Genomic DNA, 22,844 nt, shown 5'->3' on the forward strand with positions numbered 1-22,844 from the left:
CACAATGGGAAAACAAAATTACAAATGGTTAGACCCAAGCAAGCCTAGCAGTGGGGCTAGCAAATTCTTAGACACGCTCAAAACCAGCTTTGGATTGGAGTTGTTTAAGGGTTTGGGACTCACCATTAAAGAGTTTTTTAGCAAAGAGGTTACCATTCATTATCCTATGGAGGTCTTGCCCCTAAGCCCACGTTATCGCGCCGTGCACCACCTCCAAAGGCTTTTAGAATCCGGATCGGAGCGTTGCATTGGGTGCGGGCTGTGCGAAAAGATTTGCACGAGTAATTGCATCCGCATCATCACCCACAAGGGCGAGGATGAGCGTAAATATATAGATAGCTACACCATCAATTTAGGGCGTTGCATTTACTGCGGGCTGTGCGCGGAGGTGTGCCCCGAGCTTGCCATTGTGATGGGGCAACGCTTTGAAAATAGCAGCGTGCAACGCTCCCAGTTTGGAGGCAAGGCAGAGTTTCTAACCGACATACAAAGCGCAAAAGATCATAGCCATGTCGAGTTTGCCGGCTTTGGTGCGCCCAGTGTCAATGCCAGCCAAAGACTACAAAAAACTCCACTAGATTATGCCAATACAGAGGAACACTCCCAAGAAGTGCAAGCAAACAAGGACTCTCATGTTTGATACCCTTGCCTTTTACTTTTTCGCTACTTTAACTTTGGGTATGGCTCTAGTCGTTGTAACCACTACTAATATTTTATACGCAATGAGCGCGTTAGCTACTAGCATGGTGTTTGTCTCCGCTTTCTTTTTTCTCTTGAATGCAGAGTTTCTAGGCGTGGTGCAAATTTTGGTCTATGTGGGCGCGGTGGTGGTGATGTATGCCTTTGGGATGATGTTTTTTAACGCCTCTGAGGATGTGGTAGAAAGAGCGCATGCGCCTAAGTTGGTGGTAGTTTTAGCTGGTTTAATTGCGCTTGTTTTAGTGCTGATCTTGGGCGCGCCCTTTATCTCTGAGTATGCCCATAATCTACAAGAGAGTTTAACCCCGGATTTGATTTCATCAAACACCAAATTGATCGGTTTTACGCTTTTCACTAAATACCTTGTGGCTTTTGAGGTAGGGGCACTTTTGCTCTTAGTAGCCCTAGTGGGAGCTATTACAGGCGCGCTCAAGAAAAGCCATAAGAAGGAATGTTGATGATTACCCTTGCTCATTATTTAGTCTTTGCCTCTTTACTCTTTTGTATCGGCCTTTTTGGCATGCTTAGACGCAAGAATGTGTTGATGCTCTTTTTTTCTACGGAAATCATGCTCAATGCGATCAATGTTGCTTTTGTAGCTATTGCCCATACTTTAAAAAACATTGATGGGCAGATTTTCGCGCTTTTTATGATCGCAGTAGCGGCTTCTGAAGTGGCTGTAGGACTAGGTCTTGTAATTTTGTGGTACAAAAAATACAAAACCTTAGACATCGACACTCTAGCTCGCATGAAAGGTTAAGCATGGAAGCTGGCATGTGCGCGTCTATTGCGCTAAAGGCGGTGTTATTTCTGCCTCTTTTGGGGGCTCTTTATGCAGGTTTATGGGGGACGAGCCCAAAGAGTTTGCATGTGGGGGTTATTAATTCGACTCTCTTAGGATTGGCGTTTTTGGGAGCTTTATATCTCTTAAATTTGAGCCTGCATGGACAACGAATCGAAGCCACGCTTTTTGAATGGATGACCTTGGGGGGCTTTAGTGTGGGCTTTTCTTTTGGGGTCGATCCCATCAGCACAGTGATGATTGTGGTCGTTACACTCGTGTCTTTCTTGGTGCATGTTTATTCGATCGGTTACATGCACGAGGATAAGGGCTATAACCGCTATTTTAGCTACCTCTCTGGCTTTGTCTTTTCTATGCTTATCTTGGTGCTGAGTGATAATTTCTTGGGGCTGTTTGTGGGCTGGGAGGGCGTGGGGCTTTGCTCTTATTTACTCATCGGGTTTTGGTATGAAAAGCAGAGTGCTAACAACGCCTCCATTGAAGCCTTTGTGATGAATCGCATCGCTGATTTGGGGATGCTCATGGGGATTTTGCTGGTGTATTGGACTTTTGGCTCGGTGCAATACTCGGTCGTCTTTGCCAACATTGCCAACACCGATCCCCATATCCTCTTTTACATCGGGCTCTTGCTCTTTATAGGCGCGGTGGGTAAGAGCGCGCAATTCCCTTTGCACACTTGGCTAGCTAATGCGATGGAGGGCCCCACACCTGTATCTGCGCTCATCCACGCCGCGACTATGGTTACTGCTGGGGTGTATTTGGTGATTAGAGCACACCCCTTGTATAGCGCACTGCCTGAGCTAGGTTATGCTATCGCCTGCTTAGGGGCGTTTGTGGCGTTGTTTGGGGCAAGCATGGCGTTAGTGAATAAGGACTTAAAACGCATCGTGGCATATTCTACACTCTCACAATTAGGATATATGTTTGTGGGCGCGGGGCTTGGGGCTTACTGGATCGCGCTTTTCCATCTTTTCACCCATGCCTTTTTTAAAGCCCTGCTATTCTTGGGTGCGGGCAATGTCATGCACGCCATGCACGATGAATTGAATATCACTAAAATGGGCGCTCTATATAAACCTATGAAAACCACGGCGATTTTAATGGGGCTAGCCTCCTTAGCTCTGTGTGGGCTCTACCCCTTTGCCGGCTTTTTCTCTAAGGATAAAATCTTAGAAGTTGCCTTTGCTACGGGGCATCATGGGCTCTTTTTAGCCTTGCTTATTGGTGCGCTCTTTACGGCATTTTACAGCTTTAGGCTCTTAATGTTGGTGTTCTTTGCCCCCAAAGCGCACAACATCGAGCACCCCCACGAAGCCCCAAATTTTATGCTCTTAGCGATGTTGCCCTTAGCCATTTTAGCCGTAATTGCCGGGTTTTTTGAGCACAGCTTTTTTCATTTTGTCTCAAAGGCGATCAGCGTGCCCTCTTTTGCCGATTACCCCGTACCTAAAATGCTCTTGTTAGCCCTCACCACAATCGGGGTCTTGTTTTCTATTGCCTACGCCGTGCAAAAATATAAAAAGGCTTTGGCAACAAAGAGGGCGGGTTTTTCTACCGTCTGCTTTTAAATCAATACTATATCCCCGCCTTGTATGGCGCGATTTCTCAAGCATTTTTAAATTTTGCTTTTTGGATATGGCGTAAAATTGAGGTGCGCACACTCGATGCCTTCATAGATGCCATCGCTAAAATCCCCGCTCTTTTAGGGCAAATGCTAACCCCCATGCAAAGTGGGAATTTAAGCAGTGCGCTAAGATGGATGGCTTTTGGGGTGGCAATGGCGTTATTAATGGCGATTTTGAGTTTTTGGAGATAACATGGATTATTTGCAATTACTGCCTTCCCACTTGTTGAGCGTGTTGATTCTTTTACCCATAGTGGGAGCACTACCTCTTTTTGGCATGCGTGATGATCATGCCAAAACCTATGGTGTCATGGTAGCCGGTGTGGAACTCGCATTAGTGTTTTGGCTTTGGGTGCTTTTTGATCCTGCTCAAGCGGGCATGCAGTTTGAAGAAGTGAGTGCATTGGGATTTTTAAGTCAATATGGCATTGCCTACCATGTGGGTATAGATGGGATTTCGCTCTTTTTGTTAGTGCTCAGTGCCTTTGTGATTTTTCTATGCGCGCTCTATGTGCATGAAAACCAACAATCCATGCTAATCGCCCTCTTGTTAGTTGAGGGCATGTTAATGGGAGTTTTTAGTGCTCTCAATTTGATCTTTTTTTATCTCTTTTGGGAAGTTTCTTTATTACCCGTCTTGTATATGATTGGGCGTTTTGGGGTAGGTCCTAGAGTTTATTCTGGACTCAAATTTTTCCTTTATACCTTTGTGGCTTCTTTATTTATGTTACTGGGTATTCTGTATTGTGGTTATGCTTATGCGAGCGTTTCTGGGGGATGGAGCTTTGATCTCTATGATTTAGGGCAGATAGTTTTGCCCGATCATGTGCGTTTTTGGGTTGCTCTAGCGTTTTTCTTGGGGATTGCGGTCAAGATTCCCATTTTCCCCCTGCATTCTTGGTTACCCCATGCCTATGGCAACGCTCCTATTTTAGGTTCTGTAGTATTAGCCGCTCTGCTCTCTAAAATGGGCACTTATGCCCTATTGCGCTTTTTTATCCCCCTCTTTCCTGAGTGGGTGCAAACTTTCTTTTTACCTCTTTGTGTGTTAGCACTCTGCATGGTGATCTATGCAGGCATCTTGGCCTGCGCGCAAAAAGAGATGAAACGCCTCATTGCCTATAGTTCAATGTCGCACATGGGTGTAGCTCTCTTAGGGATGTATGCGCTCAATGTGGAGGGTGTGGGGGGGGCGCTCTTTACGCTCATCTCGCATGGCCTTGTGAGTAGCGCACTCTTTTTGCTAGTAGGTATTTTTTATCAACGCTATAGATCAAGCAAGATCGCCACCTTTAGAGGTGTGGCGCATTCTATGCCTGTTTATGCGACCTTTTTTATGATCGCTACTTTAGCCAATGTAGGCTTGCCTCTTACAAGTGCCTTTGTAGGAGAGTTTTTAAGTCTCTTGGGCTTTTTCCAAAGAGCCCCTATCTTAGCCTTTGTGGCAGGAAGCACCATTATTTTATCGGCTGTGTACATGCTAGTCTTGTACAAAAAGGTCTTTTTTGGTTTGCCAAAAAAGGCCATCTTAGGCGATCTCTCTTGGGGTCAAAGAGGTGTTTTGGGTATTCTGATGGCGGCTATTTTATTCTTTGGTATTTATCCCAAGCCTTTGCTTAGCACGCTTGAGGCCAGTACCCAACTCTTGGTGCAAAATGCTCACACCCGCCTACAAGTCTCTCCATAAGGATTGCTATGGATTTCTCTTTCTCAACTCAAGAATTTAACCTTCCTAGTGTTTTGCCCATGCTAATTGGTATGGTGGGGGGAGTGTATATCCTCCTAACCAATGTTTGTAAACAGCAATTTTCACGCAATCTTAGCGTTTTTCTAGTGCTCTTTACTCTTGCTTTAGATTTTTTGGCTCTTTTGGGGCCGGTAAGTGCCCCCTCTAGTTTTTTTAATTTGATCGTTACCGATCCCATCTCTTTAATGGCACAAAAGCTCATTGTAGTAGCGAGTTTTTTATTAATGTGTCTTGTCTTAAGCAAAGAGCGCTTTGCAGAGTTTCAAACTCCAGAGTTTTACCCTCTTTATTTATTTATGGTGGTGGGTTTTCAGCTCATGGTCTCTAGCAATCACTTATTGATGATCATCTTAGGCCTAGAGAGTGCTTCTTTAGCTATGTGCGTTATCATGGCACTGAACAATAAGCATGGCGGACTTGAAGCAGGTCTAAAGTACTTTACGATGGGGATGTTAGCTAGCGTATTTTTCTCTATGGGCACAGCATTACTCTATCTTCTTACGGGTAGTTTGGACCTCTCTACCATGTCTTTTACGCAAAATTTTAGCCCCGCCTTGCTGTGCACATGTGCGGCAATCTTTTTATTAGGCGCGTTGGGTTTCAAGGTTTCCTTAGTGCCTTTCCACACTTGGATGCCTGATATTTATGAGGGCAATAACCCCGTTTTTGCCGGCTTTATTTCCATTGTGCCTAAAATTGCCGGACTTGTGGTGGCGTGGCGGGTATTTGCTTTTTTCTTAAGCACTCAAATTGTTTTTATACATGCCCTATTTTATTTCTTAATAGCCCTCACTATCACCATTCCAAACCTAATGGCTCTCTTACAAAGAGATGCTAAACGCATGATGGCCTATAGTTCTATTTCGCACACCGGCTTTGCGCTTGCATGTGTCTTTGGAGGCTGGGCAGAAACGATGTTTGCCTACTGGTTATTGTTTTTAATCACCAATATTGGAGCTTTTGCTCTGTTTTGGGGTGTAAGTACCAAAGAGGATGCTTTAGCACATCACTATGATTACCCCTTTGCGCGTTTTAATGGCCTTATTCATGCCAAACCTTTCTTGGCTCTCTTAGGAGCGATTTTCTTATTCTCCCTAGCGGGCATTCCCCCCTTTTCTATGTTTTGGGGAAAAGTGATGATCTTGCAAAACTTGCTCAGTCAGCACAATATATTTTTGGCGATCGTGATGGTGGTTAATAGTGCCATTGCAGCTTGCTATTATTTGCGCTTGTGTGTAGCGATGTTTTTTGCAACTCCTAGTACCCCAAAACATTTAAACGCTAGTTATCCAGTTTATGCCGTCCTCTGTGGCATGGCTTTTCTTTGTATAGGCTCTATTTCTGTACTCCAATACTATGCACTTTAAGCGCATTTTGTTGTTTTTGGTGCTCTTATGCACCCCTCTTTTTGCCCTCACCTTTAGCATCACTCAAGGTAAAGAAGAAGATCAAGATTTTGCGACCCTCACGCTCAAAAACGACTCTCCATTTACTTGTACGCAAAACCCCATTCCTCCTACAACAATCACCTGTGTGATTCACTCCATTCCAAAACCCGGTTTTACGCCCATGAATACGGCCTTTTTTAACATCTCCTATGATATTAAAAATTATGTGTTTTACTTGTATATCAAGCCTAAATTCCAACAACAACTTTTTGCCCTCCCCCATGACTATAAACGCCACATTCCTATTCAAAATCTTCCCATAAAAACCTCCGATACTTGGCAAATAGTGGGCTTCACTAACAAAATTCCTTTTCTTACTTCCAAAGACTCTGCTCAAGAATCCTACAAAGGCTTAGATTTTCCTATTCTAATTGAGGATGCTCAAACTCCCTATATCCAAGAACTTGGCGTGGATAACAAACCTCTAAATTACTCCAAAGGAGCGGATTTAGATGGCTATTTGCAAGTCAAAAAACTTATGGGTGAACAATCCTATTTGGCAGCACTTAAGGCGATTGGAAGTATTTTTGAAACTTATCCAAATACCCTTTTTAGAAAAGATCTCTATCTTTATGAGATGATTGCCCTAGATAAGCTCAACAAACGCCAAGACCTATTATTGCAAATTGGAGAGCGTTGGCTTAAGCTTTACCCAGCAGACCCTGAAGTGCCCCATGTGCTTTACCTAATGGGTACAGCCTATGATCATATTAACCACGCCAGACAAGCACAAAACCATTTTGAGCGAGCTATTATAGAATATCCGCAGAGTCGCTACGCTCCTCTCTCCCAGATGCGTTTAGCTGAACAAAGTGCCAATGAGGGTAATAATAGCGGCGCACTCACTCTTTTTCAAAAAGCTTACAGCGCAGCTAAAGATATAGAAAGCGCAAGTTTGATCGCTTTTTCTTGGGCGCGTTTTGATCTTAATACCTATGGGGGCAAGAACGCCCCTATTCTTGTTCATAAAATCTTGGAGGCTAATCCTAACTTTTTTCTGCACTACCCTATACAATCCTATGAGTTCCTCACTAACCTTAAAACACATGCCCTCTTTGCCCCTGCCATCGCCATCGCCAAAATTTTAAGCGATCAAGATAATGATCCCAGTATTAAAGAAAAGGCCGCTTTTGACTTAGGATTTCTTTATGCTAAAAATAACCAGCCTAACGAAGCCCATGTGGCTAATTTAGAATATTTGGATAATTTTAATAATGTTGCACGCATCTCTTTGGTCAAACAACGAGATAATGAAGTCCTCTTTTTAATGCATGGAAGTTTTGAAGAAAAACTTGCCCGTTTTAATCAAATTCTCAAAGACTACCCCGCAGGCTCTAATGAGCATAAGAAAGCCCTAGACTACAAGGCTCAAATGTTGCTTGAAGAACGCTATTATAGCCAAGTTTTGGGCATGGCTCCTGATCTCCCTATGGATTCTGAACCCATGCAACAGGCCTTGCTAGCTTTGGGGCGAAACGCAGTCAAAGAGGGTGATTGTAAAAGTGCAGTAGATTACCTCGTGCAAGTGGTACCCCTCCAACCAGATGCTTTTACTCAAGAAGAGCAACTAGAGGCCTTTGATTGTCTTTATAATGCCAAGCTTTACAATCAAGCAGAGGTTTTTGCCAAAAATGGTTTGCAAAAGAGTCCAGAAAATCCTGAAAAACGAATCGATTGGCTTTATCGTCAAGGTAACAATCTTTATAAGCTTGATAATTTTCAAGATTCCTTACTTGCAGCTAAAGATGCTTTCACTCTAGCCACTCTTAAAAAAGCCAAACGCTACTATGATATTGGCTTTGTGTTGTTTGCAGATTATATGCGCACTAACAACCCCACCCAAGCCCTTGATCTCTTTCCTAAACTCCAAAAATGGTTTAAAGACGATAAACGCATGATTGATGTCTATGGGCTTTTATTGCAAAATGAAGCCAAAACGACCAATAACCCTACCACTCTGCAACTCTATGCTACAAACCTTATTGCTTTGCAAAAAACCCATCAAAACGATTCTTTCACCCCCTACGCCCAACAACAACTTATTAGCGCACTCATGCGAGAAGGCAAACTAGATCGCGCACTTCAAGAAAATCAAGCTTTACTCAAGGAGAGTTTAGATTCTCAAGAGAGGCAACATGCACTTTACATGCAAGGGAGTATTTTAAAACAACAAAATAAAATTCAAGAGAGTCAAAAGGCTTTTAGTGCCTGTTTAGCCATCAAAAATACCTCCGCTTGGAAAGATCTCTGCCAACAAGCCTTGAATCTCTTGCAACCATGAAAGCCAAAGGAAATCAATGTTACCCCCCCCCCCCCCACAACAAAAACCTCTCATTGTCGCTGGCAATGGTCCAAGTGTTAAAAACCTAGATTATAACCTTTTTCCTCCAGATTTTGAAGTCTTCAGGTGCAACCAGTTTTATTTTGAGGATAAGTATTACCTAGGGAAAGAAATTAAAGGAGCATTTTTTAATCCCAATTATTTCGAGTTACAGATGCACACTATGCGCCTTTTGTACAATCAGGGAGAATACGATTTATGCGATTTGTATTGCACAACCAACAACTCACACCACTATATAAATGGTAAATCAGTTTCTATACGAGATTTTTTAGACAAAAACTATACAGGGGTACGTACCACTCATAATTTGCTTGAAACCTTAGAACCCTTCTATAGCCTACATGCCAAATCTATGAATTTTAAAAACCAGTGGTTTACTTCCGGTGTGGTGATGCTTATTTGCGCCATCGCTTTAGGGTATAAAGAAATCTATTTGGCAGGTATTGACTTTTATACAGATGGGCCCGGACATTTTTATCCCAACAGGAGTACCTTTTTTAAAATCCATACCGATCCTGCTCACAGCAAAAACTTAGACATTGAGGCGATTGAATTGGCTACAGAATTTGCTACCATTTATTCTCTAGTGCCTGACACTCTCCTGACACAAATTGTGCCATTAAGTCCACATAAAAACGCTCTGAGTGCAGAAATTAAAGAAAGATTAAGATTAGGACAAGCTAAACCGGATCACCATATTAGCGACATTGTTCTGCCACCCCATTACTCTGAAGATAGGCGCAAGGTGGCCTTAAAGGAATTTTTTGCCTCTAGGGAAGTGTATTCAGATAATCTTATGTTAGAATCCCTGCGTTTTTGTCGCCGTGTGTGCTGTGATGTTTATAAATTTGGGCGGGCGTGCCTGGCTTTATGTAAACCCAAGAATTTTAAACTTATATTTAAGCGCAATAAACCTACTCCATAAGGGATTTTGATGCAATTAGATTCGAGCATTTTTAGGGAATACGACATTAGGGGCATTTTTGGGCAAAATTTAAACGAGTCTTGCGTGCGCCAAATCGGGTTAGAATTGGGCGCGCTCATGGCTAAGAGTTGTGCTAAAGTAGCACTAGGCTATGACGCGCGCATCCACTCACCCATTTTATTTGAGTGGCTTAAAAGCGGGCTTGAAAACTTTGTAGAGGTCTATGATTTAGGACTCATCCCCACCCCTGTCGCCTATTTTGCTACCTTTAACGCCATTGAGGGCGTGCAAATCCCCCACTCTATTATGATCACCGGTTCGCACAACCCCCCTGAATATAATGGTTTTAAAATCACTCTAAATCAAAAACCCTTCTATGGTCAAGCCATCCAAGAGTTAAAAGTTAAAATGCTGGATAACCCCACGCCCTATAACCCTAAACCCACCACAGCCCACAAGCTCAAGGCAAAGCAAGCCTACCATAGCTACCTCATTCACGCCTTTTCTCATCTTAAAGACTTCTCCTATAAAATCGCCCTAGATTTTGGTAATGGCGTGGGGGCATTAGGATTAGAACCCGTGCTAAGAGCGTTAAATATCAACTTTGATAGTTTGTATCCTAACCCAGATGGCACTTTTCCTAACCACCACCCAGATCCTAGCGAAGCTAAAAATCTACAAGATTTACAAAAACACATGCAAACACACAACATCCCCATAGGGATCGCCTTTGATGGGGATGCAGATCGCGTTGCCCTGCTCACACAAAATCACATTTACGCGGGCGATGAGTTAGCCATTCTCTTTGCTCAGAACCTAGCAAGGGAGGGGATTAAACCCCTTGTGATTGGCGAGGTCAAATGCTCGCAGGTGATGTATGACACCATTAACCAGCTAGGTCAAGCGCTGATGTATAAAACAGGGCATAGCAATTTAAAAGTCAAGCTCAAAGAAATTAACGCCCATTTTGCTGCTGAGATGAGCGGGCATTTATTCTTTAACGATCGCTACTTTGGCTATGACGATGCTCTCTATGCCGCTCTGCGCATTTTAGAGCTATTTTTACACTCCACGCCTACAGAGTTAGAGGGCGTCATTAACGCCCTGCCCTATTCGTATAAAACCCCTGAAGAAAAAATCCATGTCTTAGAAGAGGAAAAATTTACCCTCATTGAGCAACTTAAAGATGTATTAAAAGGACAACTTCCTTCAAATTTTCCGCCCATTGTGGAGGTGATTGACATCGATGGGGTGCGCGTGGTTTTTGAACATGGCTTTGCTTTGGTGCGCGCTAGCAACACCACGCCCACGCTAGTAACCCGCTTTGAGGGCAAAGACGAAGCCTGCGCTCAAAAATATAAGCAGGCGGTTTTAAGTCTCTTGCAACATAGAGACTCTCATCAGCTCTAAAGTATTTAAAATCACACTTTGCGCGTGGACGTAAAAAGCTGGCAATTCTGCTTGTTGGAGCAAAAGCCCTCTTGCTAGCAGATGTTGGCAGATATGCGCTAGCGATCCTTCAAATAAAATCCCCATTAAGGGGTCTTGCGCGCTCAAATCCATGCTAAGTATGCTGAGTTGATCCACCACTTGGTATAAATCTCTTTTAGTCTGAAAGGGTTGTTGGAAAATCTTGAGTATCTGGGCGTGAAAAGAAAAATAGGATTTGGGGTTTATTTGGGCTTGAGGGGCGGGCTGAAAAGCTGTTTTGAGGTGGTCTAGCGCGCGCGCTTTGTTAATGGGGGGTAATTGTAGGTCTTTGGGGCGTGTAGGGCGCGTGTTGGCAATCAATGCCCCGCTAGATAAATTATAAACCTCGCTTTTATGCTGTTTAAAGGCCAGACCCATTTGATCCCTAGAGAGAATAAAAAGTCCGTCTGCAAAAACGCGATCCCCAAAGTTAGAGGGGATGGCTAACGCCCCTTGTGGAATCTCCACACCTTCATGCCCATAATACGAACCCCTAGCATGCTTGCTTTTCCCCTCAATATAGCCACAATCCAGCCCGCATAAAATCAAAGTTTTAGAAAATAAACATGCCAAACTCACCCCCGCATTGCCCACAAAGGGTGCGCTGTATTCTATAGCCCACTCTTTAAGGGCATACCCACTCGCACTCCCCCCACGCATGAACATGTAGCTCTCTTGAGCTAAACTAACCGCGCCCGGATTGCACATATTGGCATAAAGTAAGGGGGTGTGATCTAGGGGAGCTTGCAAAAGGACATCTTTAAGATAGTCGATGCGTTCGATCTCAATTTGAAAATCTATGGTAATTTGGCGGGCTTTAAGGGGTTTGAGGGCTGTCCCGCAACTAAAAATGATCATGCGGTCTTGATTGGCTTGTATAAAATCTAGCAGAGTGTCCAAACTAGGACCATTGCCCACCACACAAATAGGTACATCTGCGCGCGTGCAGGTTTTGGGGTTGAGAACTAGGGGGGCTTTTTTGAGATTTTTAAAAGTATTCTTGAGCCCCAACATCTCATCTTCAAAACTTCCCCACCCGCGCAATGCGCTAGATTTTTGGGCATTAAAGCTCTCTAACGCGCGCGCACTAGCCGGGCTCATGTAAGGTTTAAACTCTAAATGCAGAAAACTATGGGTGATCTTTTTGGTGCTAAAAATCCTGTGTAAAAGTGGCTCTGAGAGCGTTTTTAAAAAGAAAACACACCCTTTTGGGGGTGTGGCTTTAAAAAGTTTGGCATAGTCTAAAAAATACGCGCTCAAACGCAGCAAATCGGGATGCTCCTCAAAGATATACACGGCGTAAAAAAAAGCCCCCTCTTCTAGCAAAAGAGCTAAGAATAGCCCCCCAGCCAAACCAAAAATCGCGCTAGGCGGGTAAAAATTTTCCCCAAAATCCCATACATCTTGCCCACTCCCTGTTTGAAAAATCTCTTGACAAGCTTTGTGGGTGAAGGGTAGGCTTTCTAAATCAAAATGCCCTAGCTCTACTCCATTTCCTTTAAGTTGCCATTTTGCATTGTGCCAAATATCGCGCGCCCATTCTTGAGATATTTCTAGCATTTTATGTTCTCCATCTTCATAAGGAAAAAGCAGATCGCCGCTCTCAAGGTGGATAATATTAAAACCCTGCGGGCTGTTGAGGAGATTATAAGCAGAGGGCGGAGTGAGTAATAACGCGTGAAGTTTAGGCAGGTGGATTTGAAAAAACTCTAAATTCTTTGCAAAGCGTTCTTTGAGGGCTCGCTCACTCAGATCAAGCATAAAATACCTTTTAATAAGATAGAGATTTATAGCACATGCTCATAAAATGGTTTAATTTAGCCCTTCTGATTTTAGCTATAATTGTTTTTCTATTTAGGAGGCAGCAATGCATGCAGATTATCCCTTTAACTACGATGAAGACGACTATTTAGAGGATGAGGATTCTTATTGCGACTATGAGGAAGATGACTATGAGGAGTTGGATGGGTTTGAGATTGATGAAGAGGATTAGCCACACAAGGAAACGATCTTGAAACCTATGAAAATCCATACCGCTATCTTACAGCACGCCTATTGTGGCGATCGCAATTCTACCTTAGAACACAGCGCGGCCATGCTAGCGCATGCCAAAAAACTACACTCCAAATTAGATTTGGTAGTTTTGCCCGAACTACACCCCTATGCCTATTTTTGTCAAAACGAAGACCCCAAGCACTTCGTATTGGCGCAAAATTATTCTAAAGATGTCGAATTTTTTAGCAATTTGGCAAAAACTTATGGCGTCGTGTTGGTGAGTTCTTTATTTGAAAAACGCATGGAGGGGGTGTTTTCTAATACGGCGGTGGTGTTTGAAAGAGATGGGAATATAGCCGGGACACAGCGCAAGATGCACATTCCAGACGATCCGCGTTTTTATGAAAAATTTTACTTCACTCCCGGGGACACTTTTGCGCCTATCCAAACGAGCGTGGGGAATTTGGGAGTTTTGGTGTGTTGGGATCAATGGTATCCAGAGGCTGCGCGCATTATGGCACTTAAAAAAGCAGATGTGCTCATTTATCCTAGCGCGATTGGGTGGTTTAACGACCAAGATGAGAGCGATGAGGATAAAGTATTGCAAAGAGAGGCATGGTGGGGGGTGCAACGCGGGCATAGTATTGCTAATGTGATTCCAGTGATAGGGTCTAATCGCGTGGGTGTGGAGCTAGACCCCTCAGAGCACACGCAGGGGCTAGAGTTTTTTGGCTCAAGTTTTATTTATGGGGCTTTTGGGAAGGAATTAGTGCGCGGGGGCGAGCAAGAAGAGATTATTTACGCGTGCATTGATTTGGAAGAAAGTAGGGAAACTCGCCTAATGTGGCCCTTCTTTAGGGATCGTCGCATTGACGCTTATGGCGATCTGTTAAAGCGGGTGGTAGAAGAGTCCTAGTGGCATCTTAATCAAGTCAGAATAGGACAGCTGTGCGTTTAAGAGTGTTAAAATGGGTGTTGCTGATTTCTGCGACATCTAATATTTCTCTATTGAGTACCCCTCTTCATACTTCAGTAAATTTACTGATACATAGGGAGATGCTCGCCATATATTTCATGTGCGCTGCAATTGTCGCTCACAATTTGGCATTGCAAGGAGAACACTCCACCCTCTTCACAGGCAAAATATGTGATAGTACGAATCAACCCTACCAGTGCTATATCCTTAGAATGCTTGTCTTGTCTAAGTTTGAAAAGCTAGCAAGGACATATCAGGGCAAAATTATTAATTTAAAGAATAATGGCGTGAATCAGTCCTTCTTACAAGCCACTGCAGAAGTAATAAGAAATTTTGAAAATATCTATGAAACAGGGAAGATGAGATGAATAAAAGAAACGCTAAACAAGGGATAGAATGATTTTAAGTAACGCGGCTGTGGTGTCTGTGGTGGTGATGGTGGGCTTGAGTTTAGCACGGCTAAATATTCTGCTTGCCATCATTGCAGCTAGTTTGGTGGCGGGCGTGATGGGGCACTTGAGCGTGGTTAAAACCATTCAGATCATGATTGAGGGCATGCAGGGCAATCTAGAGACGGCTTTAAGTTATATTCTTTTGGGTGCGCTTGCAGTGATGATCTCAAGTGGGAATCTCATTAAAGTTGTCTTGCATAAGCTAATTTGTATTATGGATCAAAGAGCGGTTGTGTTTTGCTTTTTGATCGCTTTTGTGGCTTGCTTTTCTCAAAATCTCATCCCCGTGCACATCGCCTTTATTCCTATTCTCATCCCTCCTTTGTTGCATTTGATGAATCGCTTACAACTGGATAGACGCGCTGTAGCTTGCGCGCTCACTTTTGGGCTACAAACCCCTTATATGACTATCCCAGCGGGCTTTGGGCTGATTTTTCAAAATCTCCTTGTAGAGAATTTAAATAAAAATGGCATCCCTACAACATTATCCCAAGTGGTGGGCGCGATGTCTATTGCAGGCTTAGCAATGTTGGTAGGCTTGGTGGTAGCAGTGTTGGTGCTCTATAGAAAACCCCGTAGCTATCAAGATAAATTCGCTTTACAAAGCGATCAAGTGCTTAAATTAGAACGGCGCGATTATCTTACCCTTGTAGGAATAGCCCTCGCCTTTGGCGTGCAACTCTATACTGGCTCTCTCCCATTGGGCGCATTTATAGGATTGATGGTGATGTTAGCTGGGCGCGTGGTCAAATGGAAAGAGATGGATAGCGTGATTGACGAGGGTGTGAAAATGATGGCTTTTGTGGCTTTTGTGATGCTAGTGGCTGCAGGCTTTGGGGAGGTGCTCCAAAAAACCCACGCAATCGCAGATTTAGTGAATGCAACCTCTAGTTTAGTTTCCACCAAGTTAGAGGGGGCATTATTGATGTTGGCCATTGGGCTTTTCATCACCATAGGTATTGGCACTTCCTTTGGTACGATCCCCATCATCGCCGCTTTTTATTGCCCTTTGTGCGTAGCACTTGGTTTTAGCACCTCAGCGACTATTCTTTTAGTAGGCATTGCAGCCGCTCTTGGGGATGCAGGTTCGCCCGCTTCAGATAGCACGATTGGCCCTACTACAGGACTTAATGCTGATGGTCAACATAGCCATATTTACGATACTTGCGTGCCTACTTTCTTAGTCTACAATATCCCTTTAATTGCCTTTGGTACGATCGGAGCATTATTGCTCTAGCTTCAGGGGGTTTTAAACTTGTGGGGGGTATAATGCGCCCTTTATGCGGAAGTGGCGAAATTGGTAGACGCACCAGACTTAGGATCTGACGCTGCAAGGCGTGGAGGTTCGATTCCTCTCTTCCGCACCAATTCTTTTTTATCCTAGAATCCGTTTTCTTAAGATTGTATCATAGAGTTTATCTGGTAACCATTTCTTTGCCCACACTAGCAAATGGGCGTATTTGCCCACCAAATAGCGGGTTTTAGGGCGATCACTCTCTAGGGCTTGTAAAATCGTGCGCGCTACCAGTAGGGGCGAATCTGCGCTTTGGTAGGTTTTTGCGTAAAAGCGCGCGCTCTTGTCCAGCTCTACCTTATAGGGGCTAGGCTGACTCACATATGCCCCAAAAGCCCCCTCTCCCCACTTGGTTTGAATAGCCCCGGGTTCAATGAGCACCACCTGTACTCCAAAGGGGGCCAACTCCACACGCAGAGCATCGCTATACGCCTCTAGGGCGTATTTACTGGCATGATACCAGCCTAAGAACATGCTAATAGATCGTCCCGCGCTCGAACTCACATGGATGAGCTTAGAGGAATTAGAATTAGCGCGCAATGCCTTTAAAAGCAGAGAATTTAGTCTCCCAATGCTAAAGAGATTGAGGGCAAAAAGTTGTTCTACCTGCGCTAAGGGCTGTTCTTCCAAAGCACCAAAAAGCCCGCGCCCAGCATTGTGGATCACACCATCTAAACAGGACTCTTGGGTTAAAATCTCTTGCGCGCACGCTTCTAGTTGGGCAAGATCGCACAAATCACAATCCAAGCGCACGCATTGAGGGTGCTCTAGTTCTTTAATGGTGCTCATTTTCCTAGAGAGGGCGTAAATCTTATAGCCCTTTTTAAGGAGTAATTGCGCGCATTCTAGTCCAATCCCACTGCTAGCCCCTGTAAGCACCACTACTTTAGGCATGTTGTACTCCTAAATATTTTTCCCATTCATATGCGCTTTTAATAATGTTTTCTAGGTTATCAAATTGGGGTTTAAAAGCTGTCTGACTTAAAATCTTGGTATTGTCTGCAATGAGGCTTGCTGGATCGCCTGCTCGCCGTCCTTGTAGCTTTACTTTAAAATCTACGCCTGAAATCTCTTTGACCTTCTCAATCACTTCGCGCACGCTATAGCCGCGCCCATAGCCAACATTGTAAATCTCGCTTTGAGAGGTTTTAAGCAAAGTGTTGAACGCCTCTAAATGCGCCAAAGCCAAATCATCTATATGGATGTAATCGCGTACACAAGTGCCATCAGGAGTGGGGTAATCCGTGCCAAAGATGCCCATAGAAGAGCGTTTGTGCGTAGCGCACTCGCAGGCGATTTTGATCAAATGCGTGGCGTTTTGGGCACGCTGGCCTAGGCCAAAGAGGGTAGAATAGTCGTTAAAATGGGTCGCTCCAGCCACATTGAAATAGCGCAAAATAGCGCAGGAGAGGGGACTATCTAGTAAAATGCGCTCGCTCATCATCTTAGACGCGCCATAGGGGTTAATAGGATCAAGGGAAGTTTGTTCGCTCACATGCGCGCATGCCTGCCCATAAACCGCTGCACTAGAAGAAAAGAGAAAATATTGAATGTCATGCTGGGCGCAGAGTTTGGCAAGTTGCAGAGTGTTGCAGACATTATTCTCATAGTAGGCTAGGGGTAAGCGCGTGGATTCTTCAACTAAGAGTTTAGCTGCAAAATGCAACACCCCTTTAATTTCTTGCCCTTGATTGCGCTTGCTTTTAAAAAGGGTGTCTAGGGCTTGAGTGTCCTTTAAATCTAAAAGCGCAAATTCTATGCGCTCTGGGTGGTAATGTTTGAGAGTTTGGGCGTGAATTTCAAAACCCGTACTGAGATTGTCCACTAGCAGAATTTTATAATCCGTGCGCTCTAAAAAAAGCCGTGCCACAGATGAGCCAATATAACCACAACCCCCCGTAAAAACTAACATATAAGCCCCTTTTAGATGAATGTTATCTAAATTTAGCTTTGGGAGTTGTACAGTCAGTCCCAAAGGACTATACTCTGTGACAATAAAAACCCTTCAGTTAGTTAGTCTTATTGCTCAAACAAAGCAAAATTAATTTTGTAATTTTTAGCTCTCTATTTTTATACCCTGTTCTTTTAACCACGCTTTGTCAATCTTATTCTTGAGATTATCTTCCATTTCGTCTAAAAGCCTCAAGCGTTTTCTATGAATGGCGCGTCTTTTTTGGGGGTAGTGTGAAATGTCTTTATGGACATGGGGTAGATTATAGTAGGAGCGTCCCTCAATCTCCACTAAATCCGCTTTGCATTGGACAAAAAGATCGCTGTAATTGCGTGAAAGCCCCTGATACTTAACACAACTAACCTGTCCTGTATTGGGGATACCTAGAGTCTGCTTGAGTCCCAAAACTCTAGTAAGAATTTTGTATAGCTCTACAATAAAAAAAGTTGGCTGGCAACAACAATATCTATCCAAGAATTTAACATGTTCTTGCGTTAACCCTTTTCCTCCTTGCACATTAGCAATAAGTAAGTGTAATTGAGGAGTGATACAAAATGAAGAGTGATATAGTGTGGAAACATTTTCTTTTACATAAGAAATTTCTAACATTAAAAAACCCTCTACATAAAAATCGCGTTTTCGTTTTAAGCAAAAAGAATATACCCCCTCCCCCTCCCCCGCATCTCTCAAAGTGTAAAACTCCACACCCTGCGAAATTAAAAAATCCTTACGCTCAAACCCGTCATATGCGCGCAAATTTTGTAAGAATTTTAAATTAAATACCAGCAATTCCATACGCTCCGCATGGACAAGACGAATATCTCCAAATGTCCAATAGGTGGCAGAAAGGCGTTCACCAGCTTTTTCAAGAGGAACAAGAGCTAGAAGTGTTCTCATTGAGATTTCATTTTCTTGCAACCAATTTTCTACTTTATCCATCATTTGTTGTCAAATTCTTTCATTCAAGTCAGCGTCCAAACCAGAATCGCGCCGGGCAAACCACCATAGAACCTTCAAAATTCTTAAACAATTAGTTCTACAGAAATCAGGGAAAAGATGCCACATTACCCTCAAGCTTAAAAGTATCAAGCATTTTGAGAATGACTTACAAGTCTTGATCAAGCGGTGAATATCATTCTTCAATCTCTCTAAATGTGTGTTAGTTCTCATCTTGCCATGCACCTGCTTTAAAAATTTTTTTATTTGAGACATTCATCACCTCCATTGTCCTATAAGAGTTCATTGTGTCTTGGACAAAACCACATCAAAAAACCAAAATAATGAGAGTTAATTATAATGTAATGGTCTTAGATTGCGGTCCATATTGGAAAAGTTTGTTAGATAAATGTTATCTAAATTTGGCTAAAATAAAATTATTTTTGCAAGGAGTTTTTCATGAGCGAACAAGAACATTTGCGGGCAGACACCACAGCCAGCATTGGCGATCCTAGACAACTGACCATGTCTTTTTTAGTAATCCCTACAATGGTTAATTTTAATAATGTGATGCACGGGGGTGAGTTGCTCAACCTGCTAGACAAGGTGGCTTATGTGTGCTCTACGCGTTATTGTGGATGTCCTACGGTTACTTTGAGCGTGGATCGCGTACTCTTTAAACACCCTATTCCTATTGGTACTTTGGTAACCTTTTATGCCAGTATTAACTATGTAGGAACAAAGAGTTGTGAGGTAGGGATTAAAGTTGTCTGTGAAGACTTCAAGGCTAAAACAGCAGTACACACCAATAGCTGTTATTTTACAATGGTGGCGGTTAAGGATGGCAAAACCATACCTATGCCCCCCTTTGTGCCCCAAACTGAAAAAGAAAAAGAACGCCATGAGCGCGCGATTCGTCGGCGCGAAATGCTCAAGCGCACCCAAAAAGCTGCCTTCAAAGAGGAGCAAGAACGCCTAACTCAAGCCCAACAGAGTAACTAAATACAGCAATTGAGGGGTGTTTTGTCCAAAATTTTAGGGGGTGTTCCCCTTTGAGAATGCACCCCCTAAAACACACGCCTATCTAAAAGCACGATCGCTAAAAGTTTTGCTAAAAGTTAAAACTTTTGTATCATAGCTAACAGGCAATACAAAAAGTGTTTATTGGTCTGCTTGTAAAAGCTTTACTTGGCCTTATGGCAAGTTTGATGACCTAAAACAGGAAATCATGCAACATATGCAAGAACAAATGAATGTCTTTGCTCAAGGCGAGCAAAGGGTAGCTTTATCAAAAGCGGTCTTGGCGAATAATGGGGCACTTAAACCCGGAACAGAACCCAAAGCAAGAGAATGGGAGCTTGTCAATACCAAGATTACCAAGAAAATTTGGCCTTGGTTTTGGGGACTTGTGGGCGGAGTGTGCGTAGAAGGCAAGGGTTTTGCCCGCCCCAAACAGGGATAAAAAAAAGGGGGGAGGATGCTCTTTTAAAAGGCTAATCTCCCACCAGCCACTTTATTGCCATTTCATAACTTTTTGTGTTGGCTTGATTTTGATAGGCAATGTCAAAGGCACAGCCATGATCGACACTGGCGCGTTTAATAGGCAGGTTTAAGGACACATTGATGCTCTCTTCAAAATAGAGGGCTTTGAGCGGGGCGAGCCCTACATCGTGGTAGAGCGCGACAAAATAGCGGTATTTCTGCCTAAAATGGGGCGCAAAAGCGCTATCCGCAGGGACAGGCCCTAAGAATTTAGAGAGATTTAAACGCGCGTTAGTCTGTGTGATCGCCTCTTGCACGATCTGATCTTGGCTTCCAATCGCTCCCCCATCTCCACAATGTGGGTCAATGCCCAAGACCACAATTTGTAGCGCATGGGGCAGGGCGCGCCCCAAAATGTATAAAAACTCTGCTAAAGGCTCTAAGCACACACACGCGCTCACCGCGCTCAAGGGGATATGATCGCTAAAAAGTGCCACCCATAAGCTAGGACAACCTAGCATCATGATCGCCTCTTGGTTGTAGCGTTCTCTTAAAAGCGCGGTGTGTCCGGGGGCATGTACTCCTGCTAATTGCCATGCCTTTTTGTGGATGGGCAAAGTGCACACGCCACTCACCTCTTTAGAGTCTGCTAAATCTAGCGCGCATAAAAAACTCGCATGGCTATAGCGCCCGCTTTCTTTTTGTATGCACGCAGGCTGTATGGAGGGCGGAGGGACTTTGGGCTCTATGCAGGGCATGCTCTCTAGTGCGTGGGTATAGGCATGGTCTAAAAGCGCGTTGGCGCGCTCGAGCAATTTGGCATGCACACAATAAAGCGGTTGGCAGATTTGACTAATGACGCTATGGGCTTTAAGCGCGATCTCAGGACCTACTCCATTGATATCTCCAATAGAGATAGCAATCTTAGCGCGCACGCCGGATAGCTTCCTGCATGTCTGTGATCGCACGCTCCAAACCCACAAGAATCGCTCTACTCATGATGGCATGCCCAATATTGAGTTCTTGCAGGGCGCGTATGCGCGCCACCAATCCTACGCTAAAATAATTGAGTCCATGTCCAGCGCACATCTCTAGCCCCATTTTCTCTCCCGCTAAAGCGCTCTGCTCTAGCTCTTGCAAACTCTCATCTAAAAGAGCTTTTAACGAGCTAGGCTCTTGGGGAAAATCTAGGCGGTTTTTATGGTGTTTAAAGTTGGAATGCAAGCTATTAAAAAGATTGCTAAAACGCCCTGTGTGCAGTTCCACCACGCGCACACCTAGAGCGCGCGCGCGCTCTAGGTTCTCTAGACCTGGATCAATAAAAAGCGCGGCTTCTATGCCATGTTCTAGGTAGGTTTGGATAGTTGGGAGCAATTGGGGGTGTTCTAAATTGAGTCCGCCCTCTGTGGTGATCTCTGCGCGCTTCTCAGGCACGAGGGTAACTTTAAAAGGGCGTAAATTGCAGATAATTTTAGTGATTTGGGGATCGATCGCGCATTCTACATTGATAGGCATGGGCGCATGTTTGATCACACTTCTTAAGTCGTCTTCGTGGATATGACGGCGATCCTCTCTTAAATGCAGAGTGATCAAGTCCACCCCCACATTTTTGGCGATAAAAACCGCTTCTAGGGGGTCTGGTTCGTGGATTTTACGCGCCTCTCTGAGTGTGGCGATATGATCAATATTCAAGCCTAAGCGCATGGTTGTTCCTTAGAATAGTGTAAAAGCCATTGATAGAGCCATAAATACCCGCATACAAAAACCGCTATTAATCCCAAGAGTCCATAGGGCTGGTGTCGCCAAGCAAAGCTTGCCAGCATAAAAGGCAGGTTTAAAAGCACCACCATAAGGCCGGTGAGGGCGTTGGGATTTAAGGGGGCGCTGTGCCCAGAGAGGTATTTAAAAAGCAGGGTATGTAGGTGGAGCGCATCGGGCATGGTCGCTTTTTGTTTCTGGAGTTTACGCCGTGCAATGGAAAAAAGCACTTCAGTTACCGGATACACCATTAAAGCCAATCCAAACCATACGCTCACCACCTCTCTTAGGGCCAAATCCATCAAGCTTGCCCCACACACCAGTCCTAGGAGATACGCCCCCCCATCGCCTAAGAAAATATAGCCCTTAGGGAAATTGAGCAACAAAAAGCCCACCACGCCCAGCAAGAGGGTTAAGAGGTGGGGGTTGGGCTCTACTAGATAGAGAATGCCTAAAATGGCTACACTCAAACCTCCAGCTAGCCCATTAAAGCCATCAATGATGTTGATCGCGTTGATCACGCCCACGAGCATAAAGACACTAAAGGGCAGGGCAAGCCATGTGGGCAATTGCAACAGGGGGCTAAAATCGCGTAAAATTAGCGGACTTAGGAGTACAAGAAGGGCAACCCCTCCGCTTTGCAGAAATAGGCGTTTTTTAGGGCTTAGAGGGCGGTTGGTGTCTTCTAAAAACCCACTCATAAAAACTAAAATTGTCCCTAGCAAGGCGTATACATTTCCCCAACCTCCCCATAAGAAAACTAAGAAAATCCCTAAACCCCCCGCGCGCGGGGTTTTTTGGGTATGAAAGCCTTGAGGCTTATGGGCGTTGTCTATAAAGAGCTGGGCGCGTTGGGAGTAGAGGATCACCCCTAACGCGCAGAAAAAACTGAGTAAAAGCGCAAACATAGACACATTATACCCAACAAAAATGCTATAATG

The 22,844-nt window shown here is 44.1% G+C and carries 20 protein-coding genes, 1 tRNA gene and 1 pseudogene; 15 read left to right on the top strand and 7 right to left on the bottom strand.

What is annotated here, in order from left to right; genetic code table 11:
• The first annotated feature begins 4 nt into the window (after positions 1-4).
• The 9 genes and pseudogenes from nuoI to C6H00_RS06180 all read left to right on the top strand — a co-directional run bounded on the left by nuoI (position 5) and on the right by C6H00_RS06180 (position 10,999).
• Positions 5-640, top strand: a complete 636-nt coding sequence (gene nuoI / locus C6H00_RS06140) for an NADH-quinone oxidoreductase subunit NuoI (protein WP_104750113.1) — start codon at positions 5-7, stop codon at positions 638-640.
• The gene (locus C6H00_RS06145) at positions 633-1,157 is read left to right on the top strand and encodes an NADH-quinone oxidoreductase subunit J (RefSeq protein ID WP_104750114.1); all 525 of its coding nucleotides are present in this window, start codon (positions 633-635) and stop codon (positions 1,155-1,157) included. Before nuoI ends, C6H00_RS06145 begins: the two co-directional genes overlap by 8 nt.
• Positions 1,157-1,459 carry an NADH-quinone oxidoreductase subunit NuoK gene (gene nuoK / locus C6H00_RS06150; RefSeq protein ID WP_104750115.1) on the top strand — a complete coding sequence of 101 codons (303 nt, stop codon included), beginning with the start codon at positions 1,157-1,159 and terminating at the stop codon, positions 1,457-1,459. The genes C6H00_RS06145 and nuoK overlap by 1 nt, the downstream gene beginning before the upstream one ends.
• Before the next feature lie 14 nt (positions 1,460-1,473).
• Positions 1,474-3,317, top strand: a pseudogene (gene nuoL / locus C6H00_RS06155) (NADH-quinone oxidoreductase subunit L).
• A gap of 1 nt (position 3,318) precedes the next feature.
• A complete protein-coding gene (locus C6H00_RS06160; protein ID WP_104750116.1) occupies positions 3,319-4,812 on the top strand; it encodes a complex I subunit 4 family protein in 1,494 nt (497 codons plus the stop codon).
• 8 nt (positions 4,813-4,820) lie between these two features.
• On the top strand, positions 4,821-6,239 hold the full coding sequence (nuoN, locus tag C6H00_RS06165) for an NADH-quinone oxidoreductase subunit NuoN (protein ID WP_104750117.1): 1,419 nt from the start codon (positions 4,821-4,823) through the stop codon (positions 6,237-6,239).
• A 7-nt stretch (positions 6,240-6,246) separates the two neighbouring features.
• Positions 6,247-8,601 (top strand): DUF7494 domain-containing protein, encoded by a 2,355-nt coding sequence (locus tag C6H00_RS06170; RefSeq protein WP_233704451.1) that lies wholly within the window; start codon positions 6,247-6,249, stop codon positions 8,599-8,601.
• Between the two features lie 16 nt (positions 8,602-8,617).
• On the top strand, positions 8,618-9,589 hold the full coding sequence (locus tag C6H00_RS06175; RefSeq protein ID WP_104750119.1) for an alpha-2,3-sialyltransferase: 972 nt from the start codon (positions 8,618-8,620) through the stop codon (positions 9,587-9,589).
• 9 nt (positions 9,590-9,598) lie between these two features.
• Positions 9,599-10,999 carry a phosphomannomutase/phosphoglucomutase gene (locus C6H00_RS06180; RefSeq protein WP_104750120.1) on the top strand — a complete coding sequence of 467 codons (1,401 nt, stop codon included), beginning with the start codon at positions 9,599-9,601 and terminating at the stop codon, positions 10,997-10,999.
• On the opposite strand, the gene C6H00_RS06185 is transcribed toward C6H00_RS06180, so the two are convergent.
• Positions 10,961-12,820 (bottom strand): 6-hydroxymethylpterin diphosphokinase MptE-like protein, encoded by a 1,860-nt coding sequence (locus C6H00_RS06185; RefSeq protein WP_104750121.1) that lies wholly within the window; start codon positions 12,818-12,820, stop codon positions 10,961-10,963. The two genes, C6H00_RS06180 and C6H00_RS06185, sit on opposite strands and share 39 nt — an antisense overlap.
• Positions 12,821-12,926: 106 nt before the next feature.
• On the opposite strand from C6H00_RS06185, the gene C6H00_RS08995 reads away from it, so the two are divergent.
• The 4 genes from C6H00_RS08995 (at position 12,927) to C6H00_RS06205 (ending at position 15,849) form a co-directional block, all read left to right on the top strand.
• Positions 12,927-13,052 (top strand): hypothetical protein, encoded by a 126-nt coding sequence (locus tag C6H00_RS08995; RefSeq protein ID WP_267892002.1) that lies wholly within the window; start codon positions 12,927-12,929, stop codon positions 13,050-13,052.
• A gap of 27 nt (positions 13,053-13,079) precedes the next feature.
• The gene (locus C6H00_RS06190; protein WP_199769209.1) at positions 13,080-13,970 is read left to right on the top strand and encodes a carbon-nitrogen hydrolase; all 891 of its coding nucleotides are present in this window, start codon (positions 13,080-13,082) and stop codon (positions 13,968-13,970) included.
• Positions 13,971-14,426: 456 nt separating this feature from the next.
• A complete protein-coding gene (locus C6H00_RS06200; RefSeq protein ID WP_104750124.1) occupies positions 14,427-15,719 on the top strand; it encodes a Na+/H+ antiporter family protein in 1,293 nt (430 codons plus the stop codon).
• Positions 15,720-15,764: 45 nt separating this feature from the next.
• A tRNA-Leu gene (locus tag C6H00_RS06205) sits at positions 15,765-15,849 on the top strand.
• Positions 15,850-15,857: 8 nt separating this feature from the next.
• On the opposite strand, the gene C6H00_RS06210 is transcribed toward C6H00_RS06205, so the two are convergent.
• From C6H00_RS06210 to C6H00_RS06220, 3 genes are all read right to left on the bottom strand, one after another.
• Entirely contained in the window at positions 15,858-16,670 is an 813-nt protein-coding gene (locus C6H00_RS06210) for an SDR family NAD(P)-dependent oxidoreductase (RefSeq protein ID WP_104750125.1), read from the bottom strand.
• Positions 16,663-17,688: a UDP-glucose 4-epimerase GalE gene (gene galE / locus C6H00_RS06215; RefSeq protein WP_104750126.1), complete on the bottom strand. Its 1,026-nt coding sequence runs from the start codon at positions 17,686-17,688 to the stop codon at positions 16,663-16,665. The genes C6H00_RS06210 and galE overlap by 8 nt, the downstream gene beginning before the upstream one ends.
• 144 nt (positions 17,689-17,832) lie before the next feature.
• The gene (locus C6H00_RS06220) at positions 17,833-18,666 is read right to left on the bottom strand and encodes a DUF535 family protein (RefSeq protein ID WP_233704452.1); all 834 of its coding nucleotides are present in this window, start codon (positions 18,664-18,666) and stop codon (positions 17,833-17,835) included.
• A gap of 456 nt (positions 18,667-19,122) precedes the next feature.
• Between C6H00_RS06220 and C6H00_RS06230 the strand changes: the two genes are divergently transcribed.
• Positions 19,123-19,665, top strand: a complete 543-nt coding sequence (locus C6H00_RS06230; protein WP_104750128.1) for an acyl-CoA thioesterase — start codon at positions 19,123-19,125, stop codon at positions 19,663-19,665.
• A 226-nt stretch (positions 19,666-19,891) separates the two neighbouring features.
• Entirely contained in the window at positions 19,892-20,125 is a 234-nt protein-coding gene (locus C6H00_RS06235; RefSeq protein ID WP_104750129.1) for a hypothetical protein, read from the top strand.
• Between the two features lie 31 nt (positions 20,126-20,156).
• Here the strand turns inward: C6H00_RS06235 and pdxA are convergent, their stop codons facing one another.
• Genes pdxA through C6H00_RS06250 form a run of 3 tightly spaced genes read right to left on the bottom strand, consistent with a single transcriptional unit; the run spans position 20,157 to position 22,811 of the window.
• Complete coding sequence (gene pdxA / locus C6H00_RS06240; RefSeq protein ID WP_104750130.1) at positions 20,157-21,080, bottom strand: 4-hydroxythreonine-4-phosphate dehydrogenase; 924 nt, start codon at positions 21,078-21,080, stop codon at positions 20,157-20,159.
• Positions 21,070-21,849, bottom strand: a complete 780-nt coding sequence (locus tag C6H00_RS06245) for a pyridoxine 5'-phosphate synthase (protein ID WP_104750131.1) — start codon at positions 21,847-21,849, stop codon at positions 21,070-21,072. The genes pdxA and C6H00_RS06245 overlap by 11 nt, the downstream gene beginning before the upstream one ends.
• On the bottom strand, positions 21,840-22,811 hold the full coding sequence (locus C6H00_RS06250; RefSeq protein ID WP_104750167.1) for a glycosyltransferase family 4 protein: 972 nt from the start codon (positions 22,809-22,811) through the stop codon (positions 21,840-21,842). Before C6H00_RS06250 ends, C6H00_RS06245 begins: the two co-directional genes overlap by 10 nt.
• Between the last annotated feature and the right edge of the window lie 33 nt (positions 22,812-22,844).

It is taken from the genome of Helicobacter cynogastricus, from assembly GCF_900197855.1.
Taxonomy (GTDB): Bacteria; Campylobacterota; Campylobacteria; order Campylobacterales; family Helicobacteraceae; genus Helicobacter; species Helicobacter cynogastricus.

Bases quoted from the DNA above. Each gene is read 5' to 3' on its own strand.
- nuoI (WP_104750113.1), top strand. From the start codon at position 5: ATGGGAAAACAAAATTACAAATGGTTAGACCCAAGCAAGCCTAGCAGT.
- C6H00_RS06145 (WP_104750114.1), top strand. From the start codon at position 633: ATGTTTGATACCCTTGCCTTTTACTTTTTCGCTACTTTAACTTTGGGT.
- nuoK (WP_104750115.1), top strand. From the start codon at position 1,157: ATGATTACCCTTGCTCATTATTTAGTCTTTGCCTCTTTACTCTTTTGT.
- C6H00_RS06160 (WP_104750116.1), top strand. From the start codon at position 3,319: ATGGATTATTTGCAATTACTGCCTTCCCACTTGTTGAGCGTGTTGATT.
- nuoN (WP_104750117.1), top strand. From the start codon at position 4,821: ATGGATTTCTCTTTCTCAACTCAAGAATTTAACCTTCCTAGTGTTTTG.
- C6H00_RS06175 (WP_104750119.1), top strand. From the start codon at position 8,618: ATGTTACCCCCCCCCCCCCCACAACAAAAACCTCTCATTGTCGCTGGC.
- C6H00_RS06180 (WP_104750120.1), top strand. From the start codon at position 9,599: ATGCAATTAGATTCGAGCATTTTTAGGGAATACGACATTAGGGGCATT.
- C6H00_RS06185 (WP_104750121.1), bottom strand. From the start codon at position 12,820: ATGCTTGATCTGAGTGAGCGAGCCCTCAAAGAACGCTTTGCAAAGAAT.
- C6H00_RS08995 (WP_267892002.1), top strand. From the start codon at position 12,927: ATGCATGCAGATTATCCCTTTAACTACGATGAAGACGACTATTTAGAG.
- C6H00_RS06190 (WP_199769209.1), top strand. From the start codon at position 13,080: ATGAAAATCCATACCGCTATCTTACAGCACGCCTATTGTGGCGATCGC.
- C6H00_RS06200 (WP_104750124.1), top strand. From the start codon at position 14,427: ATGATTTTAAGTAACGCGGCTGTGGTGTCTGTGGTGGTGATGGTGGGC.
- C6H00_RS06210 (WP_104750125.1), bottom strand. From the start codon at position 16,670: ATGCCTAAAGTAGTGGTGCTTACAGGGGCTAGCAGTGGGATTGGACTA.
- galE (WP_104750126.1), bottom strand. From the start codon at position 17,688: ATGTTAGTTTTTACGGGGGGTTGTGGTTATATTGGCTCATCTGTGGCA.
- C6H00_RS06220 (WP_233704452.1), bottom strand. From the start codon at position 18,666: ATGGATAAAGTAGAAAATTGGTTGCAAGAAAATGAAATCTCAATGAGA.
- C6H00_RS06230 (WP_104750128.1), top strand. From the start codon at position 19,123: ATGAGCGAACAAGAACATTTGCGGGCAGACACCACAGCCAGCATTGGC.
- C6H00_RS06235 (WP_104750129.1), top strand. From the start codon at position 19,892: ATGCAACATATGCAAGAACAAATGAATGTCTTTGCTCAAGGCGAGCAA.
- C6H00_RS06245 (WP_104750131.1), bottom strand. From the start codon at position 21,849: ATGCGCTTAGGCTTGAATATTGATCATATCGCCACACTCAGAGAGGCG.
- C6H00_RS06250 (WP_104750167.1), bottom strand. From the start codon at position 22,811: ATGTTTGCGCTTTTACTCAGTTTTTTCTGCGCGTTAGGGGTGATCCTC.